Annotated in this window: 18 protein-coding genes; 10 read left to right on the top strand and 8 right to left on the bottom strand. The window is 66.9% G+C overall.

All coding sequences use genetic code 11. From position 1 onward, the window contains the following. Positions 1-60 precede the first annotated feature (60 nt). Entirely contained in the window at positions 61-1,833 is a 1,773-nt protein-coding gene (locus CA982_RS00915) for a penicillin-binding transpeptidase domain-containing protein (protein ID WP_086533458.1), read from the top strand. Between the two features lie 69 nt (positions 1,834-1,902). Here CA982_RS00915 and CA982_RS00910 read toward each other — a convergent pair whose 3' ends face one another. After that, positions 1,903-3,498, bottom strand: a complete 1,596-nt coding sequence (locus CA982_RS00910; protein WP_086533622.1) for an alkaline phosphatase D family protein — start codon at positions 3,496-3,498, stop codon at positions 1,903-1,905. 133 nt (positions 3,499-3,631) lie between these two features. On the opposite strand from CA982_RS00910, the gene CA982_RS00905 reads away from it, so the two are divergent. The 4 genes from CA982_RS00905 to CA982_RS00890 all read left to right on the top strand — a co-directional run bounded on the left by CA982_RS00905 (position 3,632) and on the right by CA982_RS00890 (position 5,910). Further along, positions 3,632-3,856: an amphi-Trp domain-containing protein gene (locus CA982_RS00905; RefSeq protein WP_086533457.1), complete on the top strand. Its 225-nt coding sequence runs from the start codon at positions 3,632-3,634 to the stop codon at positions 3,854-3,856. A gap of 292 nt (positions 3,857-4,148) precedes the next feature. After that, positions 4,149-4,667, top strand: a complete 519-nt coding sequence (locus CA982_RS00900) for an OsmC family protein (protein WP_086533456.1) — start codon at positions 4,149-4,151, stop codon at positions 4,665-4,667. Positions 4,668-4,751: 84 nt separating this feature from the next. Then, positions 4,752-5,162, top strand: coding sequence for a DUF3761 domain-containing protein (locus tag CA982_RS27145; RefSeq protein WP_086533455.1), 411 nt, complete (start codon positions 4,752-4,754; stop codon positions 5,160-5,162). A gap of 22 nt (positions 5,163-5,184) precedes the next feature. Further along, the gene (locus CA982_RS00890) at positions 5,185-5,910 is read left to right on the top strand and encodes a GNAT family N-acetyltransferase (RefSeq protein ID WP_086533454.1); all 726 of its coding nucleotides are present in this window, start codon (positions 5,185-5,187) and stop codon (positions 5,908-5,910) included. 19 nt (positions 5,911-5,929) lie between these two features. Here CA982_RS00890 and CA982_RS00885 read toward each other — a convergent pair whose 3' ends face one another. Next, the gene (locus CA982_RS00885; protein ID WP_086533453.1) at positions 5,930-6,877 is read right to left on the bottom strand and encodes a hypothetical protein; all 948 of its coding nucleotides are present in this window, start codon (positions 6,875-6,877) and stop codon (positions 5,930-5,932) included. A 221-nt stretch (positions 6,878-7,098) separates the two neighbouring features. Here CA982_RS00885 and CA982_RS00880 point away from each other — a divergent pair, with 221 nt between their 5' ends. After that, on the top strand, positions 7,099-8,871 hold the full coding sequence (locus tag CA982_RS00880; protein WP_086533452.1) for a DUF3556 domain-containing protein: 1,773 nt from the start codon (positions 7,099-7,101) through the stop codon (positions 8,869-8,871). A 309-nt stretch (positions 8,872-9,180) separates the two neighbouring features. Here CA982_RS00880 and CA982_RS00875 read toward each other — a convergent pair whose 3' ends face one another. Next, on the bottom strand, positions 9,181-10,143 hold the full coding sequence (locus CA982_RS00875; RefSeq protein ID WP_086533451.1) for a DMT family transporter: 963 nt from the start codon (positions 10,141-10,143) through the stop codon (positions 9,181-9,183). 36 nt (positions 10,144-10,179) lie between these two features. On the opposite strand from CA982_RS00875, the gene CA982_RS00870 reads away from it, so the two are divergent. The 3 genes from CA982_RS00870 to CA982_RS00860 all read left to right on the top strand — a co-directional run bounded on the left by CA982_RS00870 (position 10,180) and on the right by CA982_RS00860 (position 13,164). After that, entirely contained in the window at positions 10,180-10,776 is a 597-nt protein-coding gene (locus CA982_RS00870; protein ID WP_244176078.1) for a TetR/AcrR family transcriptional regulator, read from the top strand. A gap of 101 nt (positions 10,777-10,877) precedes the next feature. Continuing rightward, positions 10,878-11,354, top strand: coding sequence for a hypothetical protein (locus tag CA982_RS00865; protein WP_244176077.1), 477 nt, complete (start codon positions 10,878-10,880; stop codon positions 11,352-11,354). 73 nt (positions 11,355-11,427) lie between these two features. Further along, positions 11,428-13,164 carry a SulP family inorganic anion transporter gene (locus CA982_RS00860; protein ID WP_086533449.1) on the top strand — a complete coding sequence of 579 codons (1,737 nt, stop codon included), beginning with the start codon at positions 11,428-11,430 and terminating at the stop codon, positions 13,162-13,164. 24 nt (positions 13,165-13,188) lie between these two features. On the opposite strand, the gene CA982_RS00855 is transcribed toward CA982_RS00860, so the two are convergent. From CA982_RS00855 to CA982_RS00840, 4 genes are all read right to left on the bottom strand, one after another. Beyond that, positions 13,189-14,511 carry a PucR family transcriptional regulator gene (locus tag CA982_RS00855; protein WP_086533448.1) on the bottom strand — a complete coding sequence of 441 codons (1,323 nt, stop codon included), beginning with the start codon at positions 14,509-14,511 and terminating at the stop codon, positions 13,189-13,191. Further along, entirely contained in the window at positions 14,508-15,929 is a 1,422-nt protein-coding gene (locus CA982_RS00850) for a phytoene desaturase family protein (RefSeq protein WP_086533447.1), read from the bottom strand. Before CA982_RS00850 ends, CA982_RS00855 begins: the two co-directional genes overlap by 4 nt. Next, on the bottom strand, positions 15,926-17,788 hold the full coding sequence (locus CA982_RS00845; protein WP_086533446.1) for a DUF3556 domain-containing protein: 1,863 nt from the start codon (positions 17,786-17,788) through the stop codon (positions 15,926-15,928). Before CA982_RS00845 ends, CA982_RS00850 begins: the two co-directional genes overlap by 4 nt. A gap of 145 nt (positions 17,789-17,933) precedes the next feature. Further along, positions 17,934-19,400: a class I adenylate-forming enzyme family protein gene (locus CA982_RS00840; RefSeq protein ID WP_086533445.1), complete on the bottom strand. Its 1,467-nt coding sequence runs from the start codon at positions 19,398-19,400 to the stop codon at positions 17,934-17,936. A 274-nt stretch (positions 19,401-19,674) separates the two neighbouring features. On the opposite strand from CA982_RS00840, the gene CA982_RS00835 reads away from it, so the two are divergent. Then, complete coding sequence (locus CA982_RS00835; RefSeq protein ID WP_086533444.1) at positions 19,675-21,180, top strand: sigma factor-like helix-turn-helix DNA-binding protein; 1,506 nt, start codon at positions 19,675-19,677, stop codon at positions 21,178-21,180. Here CA982_RS00835 and CA982_RS00830 read toward each other — a convergent pair. Next, a complete protein-coding gene (locus CA982_RS00830; RefSeq protein WP_244176076.1) occupies positions 21,085-21,879 on the bottom strand; it encodes an AMP-binding protein in 795 nt (264 codons plus the stop codon). The two genes, CA982_RS00835 and CA982_RS00830, sit on opposite strands and share 96 nt — an antisense overlap. Positions 21,880-22,012: the final 133 nt, after the last annotated feature.

Genomic DNA, 22,012 nt, shown 5'->3' with positions numbered 1-22,012 from the left:
ATCGACCGATCGCGTGCCGAAACTTGGCATCACGGCGTCTCGCCGCGTTGGCTCGGGGACATGCGTCGATGGTGGGCACTCCTGAGTGCATGTGCGGTGATCGCGGGTACGGTGTCGGGTTGCTTCCTGTCATCGGGCTCGCCGGAGCAGGCGTTGCGCTCGTTCGCCGCCGCCCTCCAGAAGGGTGATGCCGCAGGCGCCGCGGCACTCACCGACGACCCGGCCGCGGCGAGCACGGCGATCGCAGCGATGTTCGACGGGATGGGCACAACACCCAAGCTCTCGGTCACCGGCAGCCTTGTCGACGACAAGGAGGTCAGCGGCACACTCGGCCATCGTTGGCAGATCCGCGACCGCAGCGTCGAGTATCAGACCTCCGTGGCGCTCGTCGAGTCGGATTCGGAATGGCGAGTCCGGTGGCAGCCGTCAGTGCTGCATCGGCAGCTCCGTGCCGGGGAATCGTTCTCCTACAGCGACGACCGCGCGTACCGAACCCCCGTGCTCGACGCCGACGGTCGACCTCTCATGACGTGGCAGCCCGTGACGCTGGTGAGCCTGTCTCGCGCCCAATTGAATTCGGCGGACGCACTCGCACGCGCACTCCGGACCGTCGAACCCGGGATGACGGCAGCAGGGATCCGCGCGAACTTCGAGGGCAATGACGCTGCGCAACACACGGTGATCCGACTCCGTGAATCCGACCTCGGCCGGGTCGAACGCACCGTGAGAGACATTCCGGGTGTGACACTCGCTGAGCAGGGCGCACTCCTCAGCGCGACGAAAGCTCTCCATTCGCCGGCGATGTCGGGACTCGAGGACATCTGGCGCACGGCCATCGACGCCACGGCCGGGTGGTCCGTTCAGATCGTCGATGCCGAGGGCACTTCCACCCACCTCGTGGATTCGGCTCAACCCCGTCCGACACCGCCGGTGCGGACCACTCTTGACCGGGACATCCAGACCCGGGCGCAGCTCGCCGTCGACAGTGAACGACGTGCGGCCATGATCGTCGCGCTCGAACCCTCGACCGGAAGCATCGTGGCCGTCGCACAGAACGACGCCGCCGACAAGTCGGGGTCGGTGTCGCTGTCCGGCCTGTACCCACCGGGCTCGACCTTCAAGACCATCACGACCGCCGCTGCGCTCGATGCCGATGCGGTTCGAGTAGGTTCACAGGTCCCCTGCCCCGGGCGCGCCACGATCGAGGGTCGGACCATCCCGAACGAGGACGACTTCGACCTCGGGACAGTGCCATTGCCCACCGCGTTCGCGCGGTCGTGCAACACCACGATGGGCGCCCTCGCGAACAAGCTCTCCGACGACGCCCTGACCACGATGGCGCGCCGCTTCGGCATCGGCGCGGATTACACCGTTCCGGGCCTGACGACCGTCACCGGTTCGGTACCGAGGGCCGACTCCCCCGCCCTACGCGTGGAGAACGGCATCGGCCAGGGCACGGTGACCGTGAGCCCCTTCGGCCTCGCGCTCGCCGAGGCGAGTCTCGCGCGCGGCGAGACCGTCGTCCCCCGCCTGGTTCATGACCAACGCACGACGGGAGATGTCGAACCCCAGCAGATCTCCGCCGACGTGACGCGCGCTCTTCGAAGCATGATGCGTGACACGGTCACTCGGGGTACGGCCACCGCGCTCCGGGACATTCCCGGCCTCGGCGGCAAGACCGGTACCGCAGAGTTCGGTGACAACAAGAACCCGCATGGCTGGTTCGCCGGGATCGTCGGGGACCTCGCGTTCGCGACCCTGGTCGTGGGTGGCGGATCGTCAGCCCCCGCGGTCGAGGTGACGGGAGAGTTCCTGCGACCGTTGAGCGAGTGATCACCCACCGCAGAGTGCGAGGTACGTACCGGATTAACGATGCCGAACCCGCAATCGGTCAGCGGTGTGTCACGACGGCTCCAGATCCTTCCGGTACAGCGTCTTTCCCGACGCGTCGACCAGATCCACGCTCAGCACCTTGGTCCGGCCGTCGATCGTCACTTCACCGAAGTGCTGAAATCCTTCGGCCGGTGACACATTCGACTCCGTCGGCGCGTGCACGAACTCGTATTCGGCACCGAATGTGCTGTCGAGCGGACTCTCGGGGAACGCCCCGGCATGCAACGGCCCGGCGACGAATTCCCAGAACGGCGAGAAGTCCCGGAACGAGGCACGGTCGGGCTCGTAGGAGATCGCGGCGGTGTAGTGGACGTCAGCGGTCAGGAACACGACGTTCTGCACGCCCTTCGCCTCGGAAAGGATGCGGGAGAACGCGATCTCACGACCCAGCGGATCACCGCCGTCCCCCTGAGCGACTGCCTCCATCGCCTTCGGACCGGTGGCCGGTGTCGTGTTCTTGTCTGCCACGACGATGCTGAGCGGCAGGTCATTGGCGATGACCTTCCACGTGGCCCGCGAACTACGTAACCCGTCGATGAGCCACTGCGTCTGCTCGGCGCCGAGGAGGCCGTGGACGTTGTCTCTCGACCAGGCATCGGGATTCGGGTCCTTGTAGCTGCGCATGTCGAGGAGGAAGACGTCCAGCAGCGGACCGTAGGAGATGCTGCGGTACACCCGGTCCGACGCACCGACTGCGACGGGTTGCCATTCCTGCCATGCTCGACGACCATTGCGCGCCAACACGTCGACGCTCATCTCGGTGTAGTCCTCGCGCCCTTGCCCCGCGAGGCTCTCTCCGGGGAACCAGTTGTTGACGACCTCGTGGTCATCCCACTGCACCAGCTGCGGAACAGAGCCGACGAACCGTCGAAAGTGGTTGTCGGTCAGATTGTATGCATAGTTCCCACGGAACTGGTCGACGGTTTGTGCCACCTGGTCCTTCGCCGGACTGGTGACACTCCGATAGATCTTGCCGTCGTTCTGCTCCTGGGTCAGCTCGACCGGGTTGTCGGCGTAGATGGCGTCGCCGGAGTGGATGAAGAACTGCGGGTCACGGTCGGCCATGGTGGAGAAGATGGTCATCCCGCCCATGTCGGGATTGATCCCCCAGCCCTGACCGACCACGTCGCCGGACCATTGGAACGTGATGTCGCCCTCTCGGACCGGAGCAGTCGCGAAGGTGCCGGTCACCGGCTCGGAGAGCGCTCCGTCCTCACCTTCGAGGGTGACGCGATAGTGCACGGTCTGCCCGGGTTCCAGACCCGCCACGCGTAACCGGCCGGTCCCGTCTCCGTCGGGCGTCAGCTGTGGCCCACGGAATTTCCGTGCGCCCGCGAAGGAGTCGCTGGACGCAGTCTCCACGATCATGGTCGCCGGCCGGTCCGACCGTGCCCACACCAGCGCCCCTCCACTGGTCGCCTCCCCGGTGGCCACTCCGTGGGTGAGGACGGGCCGGTTCCTCACCAGGCTCGGCGCCGCCGAACCGTGGTTCGACGACCCGCAGGCCGCCATCGCCGACCCGATCGGGACGAGGAGCGCTCCCGCAGCGGCGGTGCGCAGGATCGTGCGTCGGGACGGAGTGTCGGTTCGTCGGGATCGGGTCATGGTCATCAGAGTTGCGCAGCACTTCCAATGCACCGTGAAGTGCGGGTGACGAGGAGGTGTCCGTATCGCGGGTCGGCGTATCTGGGCACGGGTGCCGCTTGACCCGACATACCCGGTCGGCTCAGATGGACTGATGAGCGACGAACTGTTCGAGCACAAGATCAAGACCGAACTGACTCGTGAGGAGGCGGCGAAGAAGATCCACGAGCTCGCAGACGCCATCGCGCGTCACAACGAAGTGTCTTTCGTGGAGAACAACAAGACCGTCCGCGTCGACATCCCGGCCACGGTCCAGCTGAAGATCGAGATCGAACGGGGCGAGGAAGAATCCGAGCTCGAGATCGAGATCACTTGGTAGACAACGATCTCCCGGCTCGCGGGGTCGCGCGGTCGGTGCGCATCAACCGCCGGGCAGCTGCGGGCACGCACTCCCAGACTTCGACTCGACCGCCAGACTTCGATCGAGGTCTGCCGGTCGAGTTGACGTCTGCGAGTCAGGGTCGCCGGCGCCGCGGATCACGATCAGCGATCGCGCAGCATGCTCCTTGTCGCGAGAGCTTCCCAGTGTTCGGCTCAGCGTGAGGCAGAACGTCGTCGTACTCGGCTGCGCCCGCTAGCTTCGTCGGCAACCGGACCGTCGAAGGAGCACCATGACAGAGACCGCCACCCGCCTCAACGACGTGGACATCGCCGCCGTCGGCCAACTGGTCGAAGCGATCCAGAGCGACTCCACCAAGGCACAGACCACGTGGGCCGCGCACGTCCAGTGGAACGGCTCGTTCGCGTCCGAGGCCCGGATTCGCAACTTCTCGCCGGTCGCATCCGACGAGCCCGCCGCGCTCGGCGGTGGCGACACGGCACCCAACCCGGTCGAGCAATTGCTCGGCGCCCTCGGCAACTGCCTGGCCGTGGGTTATGCCGCGAACGCCACGGTCGCGGGCATCGAACTCAAGGATCTACGCATCGATCTGAAGGGTGACCTCGACCTCCACGTCTTCCTCGGCCTGGCGGAGGGCCATGCAGGGTTCGAGTCCATCACCGCAAGAGTCACCCTCGACTCCGATGCCCCGCAGGAGAAGCTCGACGAGCTGCACGCCAAGGTCCAGGCCAGCTCACCGGTCGGGCACACCCTCGGCAACGCGGTGCCCGTGGAGATCGTCATCAACTGACACGCCCCCGACGTTCGACGGCAGATCTGTGCCGGATCCGTCGAAGGCTGCCACGCCGACGCTCGATTCGCCGACGATGGCCCGATGCCTACGATGACAGCGCGGCGACTTCTCGTAGGGTTCGCCGCAGTAGTTGTGTTGACCTTCGGCGTTCTGATCGCCGGCGTATCCGGTGGAGGCGCGACCGCTCACGCGGACCCTGGTGGTCACAAGGTCGATTACACCTGCGGGTCGGGGTGGTATGAGAATTCGGAGGGGAGCTGCGTCCCTGGTCCCGACAGCTCACCGACTGGAATCCGCTGCAAAGACGGAACGTACAGCCACGCCGAGAACCGCCAGGGCGCCTGTTCCCGGCACGGCGGCATCGCAGACGATTCAGGCGCCGCCGGGGCGGGTGGCAGCGGCAGCGCCGAGCTCGGCTTCGGCAGCGCGGTGATCGGTAGTTCCGTGATCGGCATCGGATTCCTCGGCGCCCTCCTCTTCGGAAGCAGCTGATCTCTCCGAGTATCGTCACCGTGTGACCGACCGCATCACCGACGAACGGGTACCCGAACCCGAGTTCGCCGGTCACGCGGTGCTCGACAACCCGGCCCTCGCGGCCCTCACCGGGCCCCATGCCCCCTTCGCTCAGCGCCACGGTGCGGCTCTGCGGTATCACCCCGATGTCTGCCCCATGGCGGCCCTCCCCGACTCGCCCACCGCACGAGACTGGTCAGATGCCGCCGAGCTCGTCGGTCCGGGTGGTTCCCTGTTCCTGCCGGTGGTCACGAATCGTCCGCCCGCCGAATGGGATACGACGATGGACCTGCCCGGCGTGCAGATGATCGATGCGGGCGTCGATGCGCGGCCTGACGACGAGGCCGTGCCCCTGACCGCCGCGGATGTACCGGAGATGACCGATCTGGTCGAGCGCACCCGTCCTGGCCCGTTCCGTCCTCGCACCATCGAGATGGGCACCTATCTCGGAATCCGACGCAACGGCCGCCTCATCGCGATGGGCGGCGAACGGCTGAGGCTTCCGGGGTACACCGAGATCAGTGCGGTGTGCACCGACCCGGACTTTCGCGGCCACGGGCTCGCCTCACGACTCGTACTCGATCTGGCACACCGCATCCGGACCAGCGGCGACACCCCGATCCTTCACGCTGACGCCCGCAATGTCGGCGCGATCAGGCTGTATGAGCAACTGGGCTTCATCGTCCGCCGGGAGGTCCTGTTCCAGGTGATCACCGCACCACACTGATCAGACCCGTCGACCTCGTTCACTCCCGCTTCAGCGACTTCGCGAGCGGCGCAATCTCATCGAGGTAGATCGAGGCCAGCACATCCGATTCGTCGGCCATGTGCCGCATCCGATCGGCCTCCGCCCGATCCCATTCGGTGGCGACGACGTGCTCGACATCGTCGATCCCACCGACACGGTCGAGCCACGCCTGTTTCTCCTGGCGGTGCTGGATCTGCGCGACGATCTGCTCGTAACCGGCGAACGCCTCGAGGCGCCGCACGAGTTCGTCGAGGCGGCCCGACAGCAGGAGCGACTTCTCGGCGAACGTGGAGACCACCTCCGGGTCGGCGGCCAGGTGCCCCGACGGCGCGTCGCCGAGTATGACGAACTGGTCGCGAAGGCCGACGGCCGCGCGCGCGATGGCGGTGACCTCCCCGCCCAGGTCGACGCGCACCGAGTGACGATCGAAGAAGTCGAGCCGCCATGCGGAGAGGTCACTGATGCGCTCCGCAACCGCCGCGGTCGTCCACGCGATCTGGCCCACCGGGTCGGACGCGAAGCGGTCGAGTTCGCCGGTGTCGCCCCCGTGTCGACGAACCCCGGCCTCCCCTTCGTCGACGCTCTCGAGCGATCGACCTCGCCAGATGTCCAGGGCACGGAGGGTGAACCGGCCGGCATCCCTCTCCCCGTGCTCGGAGGGATCGCCGTCCAGTCGCTGTCGAATCGACTGGCATGACTCCCAGCGCCGCGCCTGCGCCAATCGAAGCGTGTCGGCGAGGTCGCCCAGCGGGTCAGCCGGGGATTCTTCGGGTTCGCGCGCCGGGTGTGGACCGTCCGGCTGCGCCCGTGCGGCCGACCTCCGCGTGCGTAGGTCATCACGCATGCCGGTGAACATCGCCGAGAACGCGCCGATCGCCATGCCCAACAGCACGATGAGGGCCGCCGCCATGACCACCACGAAGACGGCGATCACGACGTACATCATTCATCCAGTAGACCACGGTTCACGACGACGGTGGTCCGTTCCTGCGCAGGTCAGCGATCATCGTGAAGTGCCGACCCCGAGATTCGACGCCCAGGTGACAGGCGGACGGGGCACGCATTCGCCTGCGCTTCTGCCGGACGCCGATTCTCCAGGCGGGCCCGTCGATGAGAGGACACCGAACCGGCACCAAGCAAGCACTTGGTTTGCTAGGTTCTCCGACGATGGGATTCCTGAAACAGACCACCCCGGACATCGACTTCGCGACGTGGAGTCGGGGAACGCGCGCGGAGAAGATCAGACCGATGGCCCGGCACTGGGCCGAAGTCGGGTTCGGGACGCCGGTGGCACTGCACCTGTTCTATGTCGGCAAGATCCTCGCCTACGTCCTCGTCGGCTGGGTCATCGTGATCAGCACCCCCGGCATCGACGGCTTCTTCGACGTCACCACCTGGTACAACGAGCCGATCGTCTTCCAGAAGATCGTGCTGTACACGATGCTGTTCGAGGTCGTGGGCCTCGGTTGCGGATTCGGTCCGCTGAACAACCGGTTCTTCCCGCCCCTTGGATCGATCCTCTACTGGTTGCGCCCGAAGACCATCCGGCAACCGCCGTGGCCGCGAATCCCGTTGACCGCGGGCGATTCTCGCGGTCCGGTCGATGTGGTTCTGTATGCCGCGTTGCTCGTCGTCCTCGTCATCGCGTTGTTCAGCCCGGGGTCCGGCGCGATCCCCGAACTGGACACGACGGTCGGAGTCCTCCCCAGCTGGCAGATCTGGGCGGTCGTGGGCGTGCTCGCAGCGGTCGGGCTACGCGACAAGACCGTGTTCCTGGCGGCCCGCGGCGAGGTGTACGGGGCGTTCACGGTGGCGTTCCTGTTCAGCGGCGTCGACATGGTCATCGCCGCCAAGTTGGTGTTCCTGTGCATCTGGCTGGGGGCGGCGACGTCGAAGCTGAACAAACACTTCCCGTTCGTCATCGCAACGATGATGTCCAACAATCCGATCTGGCGGTCGCCGACGATCAAGCGGAAGTTCTTCGAGAACTTTCCCGACGACCTGAGACCGGGGCGCCGTTCGCGATGGATCGCCCATTTCTCGACGGCGATCGAAGGACTCGTCCCGCTCGTCCTGTTCTTCTCGCATGGCGGGTGGGTGACCGCGGTCGCCGCAGCCATCATGCTGGTCTTCCACTTCGGCATCCTGTCGTCGATCCCCATGGGTGTGCCGCTGGAATGGAACGTCTTCATGATGTTCGGCATCGTGGCGATCTTCGTCGGCCACCCCGACATCGGACTCACCGACCTCCAGTCGCCCTGGCCGATCCTGCTCTTCGCCGTGTCCGCAGGCACGGTCACCATCGGAAACCTGATGCCGCGCAAGGTCTCATTCCTGCCGGGCATGCGGTACTACGCCGGCAACTGGGACACGGGTCTGTGGTGCATCAAACCGTCCGCATCCGCAAAGATCGAGAAGGGCATCGTCGCCATCGCGTCCATGCCGGCGGCGCAACTCGAGCGTTTCTACGGCAGTCCCGAAGCAGCCCAGATCCCGCTCTACATGGGCTATGCGTTCCGCTCGTTCAACAGTCACGGTCGGGCGTTGTTCACGTTGGCGCACCGCGCGATGCAACCGACCCCGGAAGAGCAGTACGTACTGACCGACGGCGAGCGCATCTGCAGCACGGCGATGGGGTGGAACTTCGGGGACGGGCATCTCTCCAACGAGCAGCTCATCGAATCCTTGCAGCGGCGTTGTCATTTCGAGCCCGGTGAGGTCCGGATCGTGCTGCTCGACGCGCAACCGATTCACCGTCAGACGCAGGAGTATCGTCTCATCGACCCGGCGGTCGGCGAGTTCGAACGAGGGTACGTGCGTGTCGCCGACCTCGTCACGCGACAACCGTGGGACGACCGGGTTCCGGTCACGGTGACCTGGCGCGCCGACAACGGCGGGTCCTCGAGGAGCGAGCGGAGCGGCCCGCTCCCTGCACCTTAGTCCGAAAGAAGCGACCTCCAACTGCTCCCTGCGGAGCGAGCTCGCGAGCGTCACCCCCGCTCCCTGAGGAGCGAGCTCGCGAGCGTCACCCCCGCCCCCTGAGGAGCGAGCTCGCGAGCGTCACGAAGGGTCTCGCAAGCTCGTCTCGCGAAGACCCTTCGTGACGCGCCCTCCGCAAGCTCCGCGCGCTCCTCAGGGAGCAGGGGCTATACGGTTCTTTCGGATTAGGGAGCAGTTGTTTCGCGGAACTTTCGGAGTACGGCGTTTGGGGCGCTCCTCAGGGAGCAGTGGGTCTGCCGTTCTCTCAAATCAGGGAGCGGCAGTTGCAGTACGCGTTTCAGTATCTCGCCGACCACGCCCCTCGGGCGGCGGTGCCGCACGATTCACCACCCAGGTGGCCCCGCACGCCATCGCCAGTCCGAGAGCCGTTGTCCAGCCGAAGGGTTCGTCGTACATCGCGGTACCCCAGAGGGCAGTGACAGGCGGCATGAGGAACATGAGCGTGTTCACCGAGGTGACGCCGGATCGTCGTAGGAGCACCCAGTACAGCCCGTAACCGCCGAACGTGGACAGCACCGTCAGCCAGACGATCGCCAACCAGAAGGTGCCATCCGCCGGCGGCTCGGCCACGCCCGCGACAAGCCCTGCCGCGGTGAAGATCACCGCGGACGCGCCGCAGTGGATCGCCAGGACGATGACGGGCGAAGGCGAGTCGTCGACGCGCCGCTCGAGGAAGGTGGCCGCGACGAGGGCGGCCATCCCCAACAACGGGACGAGGTACGCCCACCAGGGCGCGCCTGCGGACGATGCCGCGTCCGACCAGGTGACGACGACGACGCCGGCGGCTCCCACGAGCAGTCCCCACCACTGGCGCCGATGGGTGACCGCCCCCAGCAGCGGGCCCGCCAATGCGGCGACGACGAGCGGCTGGACACCGTCGATCAGTGCCGTCGTCCCGGTGCTGACGCCGAGCGCGATCGCCCAGTACACGGTGACGGTGTACCCCGCTTGCGAGAGGACCCCGATCACCAGCTGAGAACCGAACCACCGCCGGGACATCGGCGCCAGACCACGCCGCCGCCACAAGACGTACACGACACACCCGAGGACGACCGCCACAACCAGGAATCGCCACATGAGCACGGTGAGCACCGATGCCTCACCGGCGCCGAGCTTCGCCCCGATGAACCCCGACGACCAGCAGACCACGAACACCGCCGACATCGCGAAGGTCACCCACCGGGTGGGTATACCGATCTGTGAAGTTCGCATGCGGGCGACTTTACCGATCGGTGTAGTCTTTGTCATGTGACTGCCGAGACCGCACCTGTGACCGTGGACTGGACGCCGAAGGCCCGTCTCATCCTCGATGCGGCCTCCACGCTGTTCTACGAGCACGGAATCCATGCGGTCGGCGTCGATTCCATCGCGGATGCGGCGGGCGTCACGAAGCGCACCCTCTACGACCGTTTCGGCTCCAAGGAACAGGTGGTGGTCGAGTACCTACGTGCCCGCAACGCCGCCTGGCAGGAATTCCTCCGGTCCCGGCTCGACGCAGCCGACGCAACACCGGACGCGCAACTCGCCGCGGTCTTCGACGCGACGCGGGACTGGTCGGCCGACCGAGGCCACAAGGGATGCGCGATGATCAACGCGCACGCCGAGATCAGCGATCCCGCTCATCCGGCCCATCCGCTCATCGTCGGGCAGAAGCACGACCTACGAGACCTTCTCCGCTCGATCGCAACGGATGCCGGTGCCCCCGATGCGAACGCACTGGCGCAACGGTTGTTCATCCTGCACGAGGGCGCGCTGGTGACCGCCGGGATGGGCGTCGAACCCGATGCGCTCGATGCCGCTCGGGACGTCGCGCTCGAGATGATCGCCGGGCAGCAGCCGATTTGACGAACTCTTAGCGCCAGGATCCGTTCCCCGCCAACACTTCGCGGAGTAGACCTGATCGGGTGACCTTGTTCGCCATACTGCCCTCACTGAAAGGCGTCACCGTGACCAGAACGTTCGAAACCGCAACGTGGGGAACAGAGCTGCACACGTCGGGCGCGGATGTCGTCGCCGGCGACCTCTCCCTTCGCGCGGAATCGCTGCACCGCAAGATCGCGTTCTACCTCGACGCCGACGGCCACCCGATCTGTCAGTCCCTGTGCCCGACGTCGATGTGGTTCCCCACCCTGGTCACCCGGATCACGTCCGCGGTCGCCGCACACGGACGCGTCGTCGTCCAGGTCGACGCCGCTCTTCCGCTCCACTCCGCGTTGCTCGACGTCGCTTTCCCCGGGACACACCTCGCGGGCGCCACCATGACCGACCTCACCGTTGTCGACCTCTCCCGGCATCGTCGCACCCTGCACGTCGAGGTCCCCGCGCACCTCACGGTCACCGGCACCATCGCCCTCGCTCTGTCGCCCGTGATCCCGCCGCGGACAACAGCCCCGAGAAACGTCGCCCGGACCGTCACCGCCTGACCCGATCGAATCCGGCACGATATCCACTCGGCAAAGGCATGCCGGCGCGGCCAGAAAGGCCCATAATCGCCTGATGCAACCGGAAACGGTCTCACGGTTCCTGCCCGGGCTGGGAGTGCTCCGCGGTTACGAGAAGTCGTGGCTGAAGGGCGACATCGTCGCCGGTATCGTGCTGACGGCGTTGCTCATCCCCGCGGGCATGGGATACGCCGAAGTCGCCGGCCTGCCGCCGGTCACAGGTCTCTACGCGACGGTGATACCGCTGCTCGTCTATGCCGTCGTCGGACCGTCGCGCATCCTGGTCCTCGGCCCGGACTCGTCGCTCGCCCCGATCATCGCCGCGTCGATCATCCCGCTCGCCGCCTTCGACGAGGAGCGGATCGCGCTCGCCGGCGTTCTGGCCATCGAGGTCGGCCTGGTCCTCCTGATCGGCGGCTTGCTCCGGCTCGGCTTCGTCACCGATCTCCTGTCCAAACCGATCCGCATCGGCTACCTCAACGGCATCGCACTCGTCGTCGTGCTCAGCCAGTTGCCGAAGCTGTTGGGCTTCAGCGTCGACGGTGATTCGGTCATCCAGGAGGCGATCAACATCGTCAAGGGTGTCGCGTCCGGCGAGGCCGAACTGCTCCCCTCGGCCATCGGGATCGCCTGCCTCGTCCTGATCTTCGCGCTCAAGTTCTGGCGCAGGGCCATTCCCGGTGTCCTCGTCGCGGTGGTGGCCTCGATCGTCGCGGTGGCGGTGTTCGGATGGTCCGACGACCTGCCGGTCGTCGGCGCCATGCCCCGCGGATTCCCGTCGCCGTCCCTCGACGGCGTGACCCTCGACGACGTCATCAGCCTCATCGGCCCGGCTGTCGGTATCGCGCTGATCGCCTTCGCGGACACCAGTGTGCTGTCGCGGACCTTCGCTGCTCGCGCCGGCGACCAGGTCAACGGCAGTCAGGAGATGGCGGCCATCGGCACCGCGAACATCGCCACCGGATTCCTGAGCGGATTCGCGATCTCGGCGTCGTCCTCCCGGACCCCGGTGGCCGAACAGGCCGGGGCCAAATCGCAACTCGCCGCGGTCGTCGGGGCGCTCCTGATCGTCGTGTTCATCTTCGTCGCACCGGGAGTCACCGCCTACCTTCCGTCAGCAGCCCTGGCCGCCGTCGTGATCGCCGCGGCCATCTCACTGATCGACATCTCGGGCGTGGTGGCGCTGTTCCGCGCCAACTGGGTCGAGGGCGCGCTGTCGATCGCCGCGTTCCTCGGTGTCGCGCTGATCGGTGTCCTGCAGGGCATCCTGGTCGCGATCGGCCTGTCGTTCATCGCCTTCGTGAATCTCGCGTGGCGTCCGTACCGCACGGAGTTGGGGCGGGTTCCAGGACTGCGCGGCTACCACGATGTGACCCGCCATCCCGAGGCCGAACGCATCGACGGTGTGCTCATCATCCGATTCGACGCACCACTGTTCTTCGCCAACGGCGGCATGTTCGACGACTACGTCCGAGGCAAGGTCCGCGAGGCGAGAAGAGCGGGGCGAGAGCTCCACACAGTGATCATCGCCGCCGAACCGATCGTCGACATCGACGCCACCGCGGTCGACGAGCTCGTCGAACTGGACGATTACCTCCGCACCCACGACATCACCCTCGTCTTCGCGGAGATGAAAGACCCGGTGCGAGACATACTTCGACGGTATGACCTGCGCGTCGACGGGAGGCCTCGGTTCGACGACACGCATTTCGCACCCACGACCGGGGCGAAGATCGACGAGATCACCGGGCAACCCCGCCGGGACATCCAGAAGTCGAACGACGGCGCCTGACACGACGACATCGGACACCGACGCTCAACGGGTGAAGATCACCGGCCCGAGGAATTCGCACACCGTCAGCGCCAGAGCGAGATCCAGGCGGTCACGGTCCGCCGGTACCTCGGCGAGCGCCTTGCCGACGCGATACTTCACCGTGTTGCGGTGGAGGTTGAGCCGTTCAGCGGTGTGGAGGTGGCTCTCCTTTGTCGCGAAATACACCGACAGCGTCTCCCGCAGCATGTTCGCGTTCGGGGAGTCCTCGGCAAGTCCGCCGAGGACTTCGTGGACCCACGCCCGCGTCGACTCGAGGTCCTGCGCCAGCAGGGACACCACGGCCACACCCCGGTCGCCGAATCCGATCACCCGATTCGCCGCACCACCCGGCATGGTCGCCACCGAGTAGGCGGCGCGTGCCTGCTCGTGGGTTCTCCGAAAACCTCGTGCCCCGGATGCCGGAAGACCAACCGCGACTCGGATTCCCGCCGGCATGGTCGAGCGCACCGTGCTCACCGACGAATCGTCGGTGACGTCCCGGCCGACCAACGGAATCCAGGCCCAGACCGTCGACCGGTCGATCGCGGTGACGATCGGCGGGGAGCCTCCGCCCAACCGGGTACCGAGTTCGCGGGCCGCATGGGTCAGCGCGACCAGTTCGCGAGGTTCGTCGTCGGATGACCAGAGGATGAGCGCGAGGTGCCGGCGGTCGAGCGCGTAACCGGTCTCGGACTCGAAAGCCCGCCCATCGGGATCGGCGCCGTCGAGGAATGAGTGGATGGCCGCTGATTGCACGTTGCCCTCGACGCCGAGCCACCGTCGGCGTTCGTCTTCGTACGCCTCGAACACGTACAGGGAGATCCAATCGATGTAACCGGACAACACATCCGAGATGTGCCGGGTCAACGCCATCGACTGTCCGGCGTCGAGGTCGAGATCCTCGACCAGTCGGTAACATTCACGCATCACGCTGTTCTGCCCGAGATGGTAGGCACGCACGAGCGAGTTCGACGGCACGTCCCGTTGCGCCAGACGCAGCGCGTATTCCACTGCAGCGGTTGTCGGTTGCAGGTGTTCGATCGGAATGTCGTTGGCCAGGACGTGGATGATCGTGGAGACGTTGCCGTGCACGCTCGCCTCGAGCAACTCCACGAGCTTGGGGTCGGTGTCGAGCTGATCGATCTCCCGGGCCATCATGGCGCTCAACTCGGAGACGATGTCGGACACGTTCTCGTGCAGGGTCTTCGCGATCACGGCGGCCTGTTCGAGCAGCTCGGACCCGGCCGCCGCGGGCACTCCGGCCAACCGGTCGCGCGCGGCGTCCCCCGCTGTCCACAGCGCACGCGACGATCGCGACGCGGTCATCGTCGCGACCGTGCGTACCGCAGCGCCGACTCGGCGGCGTGGTATCCGCACAACCCGTGGATACCGGCACCGGGCGGACTCGCCTGAGAGCAGATGTACACGCCCGGTACGCCGATCGCGTACGGATCGAGCGCGGCCCGGGGTCGCAGGACCATCTGCAGGCCGTCGTTCGCGCCGCCGATGATGTCCCCACCCGCGAAGTTGGCGTTCGACGCGTGGAGTTGTTCGGTACCCGTGCCGGCCGTCGCCACGATCCGGTCGCGGAATCCCGGTGCGAATCTCTCGATCTGCGCGACGATCTGCTCGGTGGCATCTCCGTCGAAACCTCGAGGGACATGCGCGTACGCGTAGATCGGATTGATCCCGCCCGCACTGCGACCGGGATCGGCGATGTACTGCTGACCGAGGAGGACGAACGGGCGTGAGACCATCACACCGGCCGCGCGCTGTCGCTCGGTGTGGGCGATCTCCGCGAAACTCCCGCCGAGGTGCACTGTCCCGGCGCGCAGGCAGTCCGGATTCGACCACGGGATGTCCCCGTCGATCGCGAAATCCACCTTGTAGGCCGACGACCCGATTCGATAACGCCGGTACGAGCGGCGAATTCGGGCCGGCATCTCGTCGCCGAAGATCGAGAGCACCTGCGCCGGGGACAGGTCCAGCAGCGTGATGTCCGCCCGCGGCAGGTCGGCACGCGAGCTCACCCGGACACCGGTCTCGATCTTGCCGCCCGAGTCCCGCAGTGCGCCGACGATTGCCGCGGTGATCGCTCCCGAACCGCCCTCGGCCACCGGCCATCCGTAACGGTGCCCGCTCGCGGCGATCATGAGCCCGAGCGACGCGGTGAGCGGACGGTCCAACCGGGAGAACAGGTGTGCCGCGATCCCGCCGTACAGCGCACGGGCACGCTCGGTACGGAACCAACGCGCGAGCACGGTGGCCGGCAGGATGGCCCGCGGGCCGAACGATGCGAGGCGAACCGGATGACCGGGAACGTGCACGACCGGGCGGAGCAGATCGTCGCCGAGATCGTCGAAATGCTCGGCCAGATCACCGAACATCGCCTGCCAGCGCGATCCGTCGGAGCCCAGTCCCGCCGCCGTGGCACCGATCGACCGGAACAGCAATCCGGCGTCGCCGGAATCGAGGGGATGCGCGCAGTCGGCGTCGGGCCATTTCCACACCAGCCCGTACCGCTCGAGACCGACCTCCGCCCAGAACGGCGATCCCACGCCCAGCGGATGGAACGCCGAACAGTGGTCGTGGATGACGCCCGGGACCGTCAGTTCGCCCGACCGGGCCCCACCACCGACGACCTCGGCCGCCTCCAGGACCTGGACGTCGACACCGTTGCGCGCCAGGTGCAGAGCGGCGGCGAGCCCGTTGGGCCCGCCGCCGACCACGACAGCTGTGGTCACTGCGGCGCCTGATCGGTCAACCGGACCGGTGGCGCGCTGCGGTCATCGGAGCGCATCTTCGGTTCATGCACCACCTCAGGATCGGTGACGGCGCGGCGAGCGTCAACGTCGAGAGTCCAGTCGACCTGGAACGGGATGGGCCCGTTGGGCAGCCACGGCTGCTCGTTCACCGCGTCGACCACCCGGTAGGTCCCGGTCTCGATGACGCCCAGCGCCGCGTCGATCACCTTGAACCGCTGCGTGCCCCGGTGGATCGGTTGGGACTCGATCCAGGCCACCGTGAACTCGCCCGGCGCGAAGCCGCACCGCTTCTGCAGCGCCGCGATGAGCCGCTCGTCGTGGAGATGCCCGTCACCGAAGTTGAAGGCGACCAGCGAGTTACACGAGAACTCCGCCTCCCTCAGCGTGTAGCTGTCGATGTCGGAACCGAGATGACGGATCATCAGCGAGTACAGGGCACGCCCCTGGCTGTGCATCGACCGCCAGGCCAGCAGCTGGTGCATCACGACATCGGCCACCTCGGCCGGGTACGAAGCGAGGAGCTGGGTGCGGGTGTTCTTCGCGGGCCGCACGATGTGCTTGTCGAGCTTCTCCTCGGCACCGGGCGCGAAAGCCCACGTGGCCGACGCCCAGTTCCCCGCGTACTGGCGCATCGACGGGAGGAACGAGACCAGGTCCGGACGGAGGTTGCCGAGCACGGGGAAGAAGCAGAGGGCGGCGGCTATCAGCACCATCGCCCACGGCATCGACGTGTCGGTCAGCGCGTAGCCGTCCCAGGCCGGGAATCCGAGGAACAGGAACACCGAGGCGTACGCGAAGAGCAGGTTCCATTCGAGCGGAACGGCCAGTGGGAACGTCGACAGGATGAAGAAGTGGAAGCACACCATGAGGACGACGGCCGCCACGGTGAGCGACTTGCTCGTCGAGAACAGCAAGACCAGTGGGGTGACGACCTCGACGATGGTGCCCAGGACGTGCCCGACGCCGCCGGCCAGCTTCGACGGCCGCATGTCCTCGGGGAAGTCGCGATAGTGCGCCCGCTTGATCTTCTTGCTCGGCAACCACGGGGTGTTCGACAGCATCGGCGGGATCACCATCGAGAAATGATGTCCCAGCTTGGAAATCCCGGCACCGACCCACACCGACACGATGAGCAGTTTGAGCGCCAGGATCATGTCGACGAACGGGAGGACGCCGAAGAAGATCATCGCCGGGAGATACTGTTCGGAGCGAGCCGCGATGAAGATGACCTTGTCCCGCAGGCCGATCACGACGAAGAGCGCGATGAGCGGGTACATCAGAACGGGGTTCACCAATCCCTGGTTGTCGGCCACCACCGAGTCCAGCGAGTTCGACGCGATACCCGGGAGTGCTATCGCGACAGCAAGATTCGCCAGGATGAGTGCATAGACCGCGATGTCGAACGCGGTGCGGGAGTCACCCTTGGTGAAGGGGACCGTGTCGGGCCACGGTGGGAGCCGGATAGTCTGTGGCCGCAGCCAGTACAGGAAGCCGCCGGTCATCGGCTTGAAATGGCCGGCCAGCGGCCCCCACGACCCTCCGATGCCCAGGACCTCCACCAGCACGGTCCACAAGACCAGCTTCTGATAGACGATCGGCTGGTTCCACCACTCGGTCACGTGCAGCGGGTTGAGTCCGGACGTCAGCGTCGCGAGAACGATCCCGACACCGCCGTAGAAGACGAAGACTTTCATCAGATAGATCAGATGAACCATCTTCGGCGTGCCGAAGCCATGATCTGCCCAGTGGGCTCCCAGCACGCGGATCCGATCGAAGAACGGCCGCTGGAGAAATGTCTCCGGGTCCACTTGGGGAAAGTCTGGTTGGGTGAGTCCCATTGGTGCGCACTCCTTGTCGTGTGAATGGGTCGGTTGTGGTGTGGGCGGGTTGTGGTGTGGGCGGTACCGGCATCGCCGGTCTCGGCGCGCGGGTCATCGGCTCGGCGTCCGCCGTGGGACGTCGAGTTCGGGCCGAATCGGGGGATCAGATGGGCTGCGGACTGCGGAGACCGGAGCGCAGCGCCGGTTTGTCGATCTTCCCGACCGGATTGCGCGGCAGTTGGTCCACGACGTGGATCGTGCTCGGCTGCTTGATCTTTGCCAACCGTCCGGCGAGGTGGTCAGCCAGCTTCCCCGCATCGACAGCACGGTGTGGGTAGGCGACGACGAACGCGACGGGCAACTCGCCGTAGAGTTCGTCCGGTGCTCCCACGACCGCGCACTCGAGCACGTCGGGATGCGTCGCCAGTGCGTTCTCGATCTCCTTGGGGTAGATGTTCTCCCCGCCGCGGATGATCATGTCCTTGATGCGGTCCACCAGGGTGAGGTAGCCGTCCTCGTCGAGGCGGCCCACATCGCCGGTGTGCAGCCGGCCGCCGACGATGGTCGACGCGGTCGCCTCCGGACGGTTCAGGTAGCCGCGCATGACATTCGGCCCGCTGATGACGACTTCACCGATCTCGCCGGTGGGCACCTCCGTGCCCTGTTCGTCGACGATGGAGATCCGCTGGCCCGGCAGCGCGGGGCCCACCGTCCCGAGTTTGCGTACCCCGACGACCGGATTGCAGGCCGACGCACAGGTACCCTCGGTCAGGCCGTAACCCTCGACGACAGGTATCCCGAAGGCACCCTCGACCCGGTCGAGCAGTTCTCTCGAGATCGGGGCGGCCCCGCAGACCGCGAACCGGAGAGACCCGGTGGCCTCGGCCGTCAGACCGTCCTGCGACACGAGGAGCGCGTAGATGGTCGGTACGGCGGAGAAGTACGTCGGGGTGAGTCGTGCGACGTCGTCGAAGAACCGTGACGGCGAGAACTTCCCGGTGATGCTGAGCTGTCCGCCCGCGAGCATCGGCGCCAGGAAGCTCACGCAGATGGCGTTCACGTGGAACAGCGGCAGCACCAGGAGGGCATGGTCGGCCGCGGTGAGACCGAAATGCGTGACCATCGTCGACGCCATGTAGTGCAGGTTGTCGTGCGACAACCGGACACCCTTGGGCCTGCCCGTGGAGCCGGAGGTGTAGATGAGCAAAGCGTCGTCACCGGCGGCCGGTGACAGTGAGCCCCGCCAGTCCGCGCTCGGCGCCGTCGCGAGATCCTCCACGTCGAACCGGGCAGGGCCGGACCCCAGTTCTGCTGCGCGGGTGCCGATGACGACCCGTGCTCCCGAATCCGCCAGCTGGTACTCGGCTTCCTCCGGGGTGAATGCCGGGTTGACCGGAGTGGCAACCGCGCCGATCCGCCATGCCGCCATCAGAACGATCAGCAGTTCGATCCGGTTGGGCAGGAACGTCGCCACGACATCCCCGGGTCGAACGCCACCACGGCTCAGTTGTTCGGCGACACCCTCGACGCGCCGCGCGAAACCGGCGTAGTCCAGGGCGACCACGTCATCGCGAACACACGGGGCGTCGGCGCGATGGGTCAGGTCCCATGCGAAGTACGTGCTGGTCACCGGGCTTGCCTCCGAAATCGTCGTGGTCGATGTGATCCAGAACACTATGAAATCGAGAGGCGGACGGAAACGGTCGCGGAGGCCAGACTTCGTCCGGACCTTTGTGCTCGGGGGACAATCCGACACCGGACGTCGTCGGTCCGGTCGAGCTCTGCGTACGCGGTGTCCCGGTAGCCTGTGAGGTGCTCCGCGCAGGCCCTCGCGAGCGGTCGGCGAACCCGAGGCGGGCCACCGTTGCACCGACGTCACCCGACCCGCCGAGAAAGCACCATCCATGACCGCGCACGCCAACGGACCCTTGTCGTCGAGACGGCCGCCGGACGACGGGCGCGCGCAAGACGCGGTCACCGCCTTCGACGCCGGACTGTCCGACCAGGAGCGGCGGGTGCTGACCGAGCGCGTCTACGCTGCCAACCCACGCACCCAGTCGGAGGTCGCCGACCTCCTCGGGTTGTCCCGCGAGCGAGTCACCCAGATCGATCGCTCCACCCGACACCGCCTGCGCTCGTTGATCGACGCAGACCCGGCCCTCGCCCAGCTGTCGGCGATGATCAACCGCCGGGCCGCTCCGGTCGCGGACGCCGCTGCGCTCATGGCCGACTCGACGCTCGCCGGGACTCCGGTGGGCGACGTCGAGGCCCCGTGCTGGCGGGTGGTGGCCGCGGCGTCGGGTCTGCGCACGAGCGAGAACTGGATCATCCGGGGCAGCCTGCGCTCGGTCGCCGAGTTCACGAAGTCGGCGGTCGCGGCGGCGGCGCGCCCCGGCGAGGTGGCCTCGGTCGTCACCATCGCGGATCACCTGGGCCTGTCCGGAGATTCGGCCGCACGATGGTTACGGCGGGTGGGATACGAACTACTCGACGACCACGCGATCGCCACCCGGTCGACCACGGGTGAGATCGTCGCTGCCGCGCTCTCGATCCGCGGCGCGCCGTTGACCTTCGACGAGATCGTCGACGCGACTTCGGCGATCCCCCGTGCCCACAACAGTATTCGAAACGCACTCGCCTCGGACGCGCGTATCGTCAAAACCGATCGCACCCGATACGGCCTTGCCGAGTGGGGCCTTCCACGATACGAGCCCGTCCATCTGCAGATCGATGCGATTCTCTCCGACCGCGGCGGGGCCGCGCCCCTCGACGATGTCATCGCGACGATCCGCGGTCGTCACGACGTCAGCGAGGCCACGATCCGCGCGTACGCCGGGGCGGGCGAATTCCAGATCCGCGGTGGCCTGGTCACCCGACGCGAGCGGACCTATCGGCCCCGGCGGACCCCCGGACGGACCCGCGGCCTGTACCGCGAGGACGACGCCGTGCACTGGGCCACGACGATCACACCCGCGCAGTGTCGCGGAACAGGATTCACCATCCCCAGTGCCCTCGCCGGCCTCCTCGGCATCGGCCCCGGCGCCCCGATCAGCCTCGAGACCCCGCTGGGACCACAGACTTTCATGTGGGCGTCGGTTCAGGCGCGGTCGGGTTCGATCAAGCGGTTCATCGACGCACTCGAACTCACCGCAGGTGCGGCGGTGTTCCTCGACTTCGGACCGGGCACCTTCGCCGTTCGGCGCGCCGAGCACTCCGGTGCGTCACCCACCGCCGCCATCCTGACTCGGCTGGGGCGACGTCCGGAACGGGTCGGCAGGCCCCGGCTCACCCGCATACTCGCGGAATCGCTGTGGCTACCACCGGAGTCCACTTCCGACCGGGTTGTCGACCTCCTCGTCAGTCGTCGCGAGACCGACCTCGCCGACCGGGTCGCCTCCGCGCTGCGCTGAGGCCATCGGCTCCCGGTCACCGAGCGCCGGGGCACCCCAGTGGGGGACTCCGAAGGGGGCGTCGACCGCCACGCACGCCCCTGCCGACGCGCACGCGAGAATCCGGACCATCGTCTCGCGGGCGCCGAGATCCCCTTCGAGTCGCACACGGGCACCCCGACGCAATCCGTCGTCCTCGGCCATCCACTCCGCCTCGGCGACGAGACGGCATGCGGTGTCGACGAATCCGGCTTCGAGATCGGTGATGAGGCCGCCCTCGTCGTGCGCGGGACCGGCACCTCCGAGAGCGACGAGCACGAAGTCACCGGCAACCCGATACAGCACCCGGGATGGATTCGGCGACACCACGTCGAGGAGATCCTCGATCTCCGCGCACTGGTCGAGGTGGGCGAACACGAAGCCGACGCCATGAGGCCCGGCAGGATCGCAGTGGGAGCCGAGGACGATCGGGACCGTCACGGCGTCGGCTTCGAGCAGGGAGTGCCAGGCGAGGACGAACTCCCAACCCGTGTGGATCGCGAGAGCCACCCGACTCCCGGAAGTGACGCCGCACGAGACCAGCTGCTCGGCCATCCACTCCACGGACTCGTAGAAGCGCTCGAAGTCGATGACGGCGTCGCCGATGTGCACCGCGGGCAGTGCACCGTGGGAATCGTGGGCGGCACTCAGCAACGAGCACGACGCCGGTGTCTGACTCACACATCCTCGTACGCAGAGCGAGTTCGCCTGCGATGCAATCGAACCCGGAGCCTTCGCGTGAGATTCCGCCGGCGGCACCGGCACGATCCCCACGCCTTGCAGAGGTTAGGCTACCTTTAGCTGACGGGTGCGT

The organism is Gordonia lacunae, from assembly GCF_002149015.1.
GTDB lineage: Bacteria > Actinomycetota > Actinomycetes > Mycobacteriales > Mycobacteriaceae > Gordonia > Gordonia lacunae.
The sequence above is the reverse complement of the archived record's forward strand: the minus strand, read 5'-3'. Positions and strand labels throughout refer to the sequence as shown.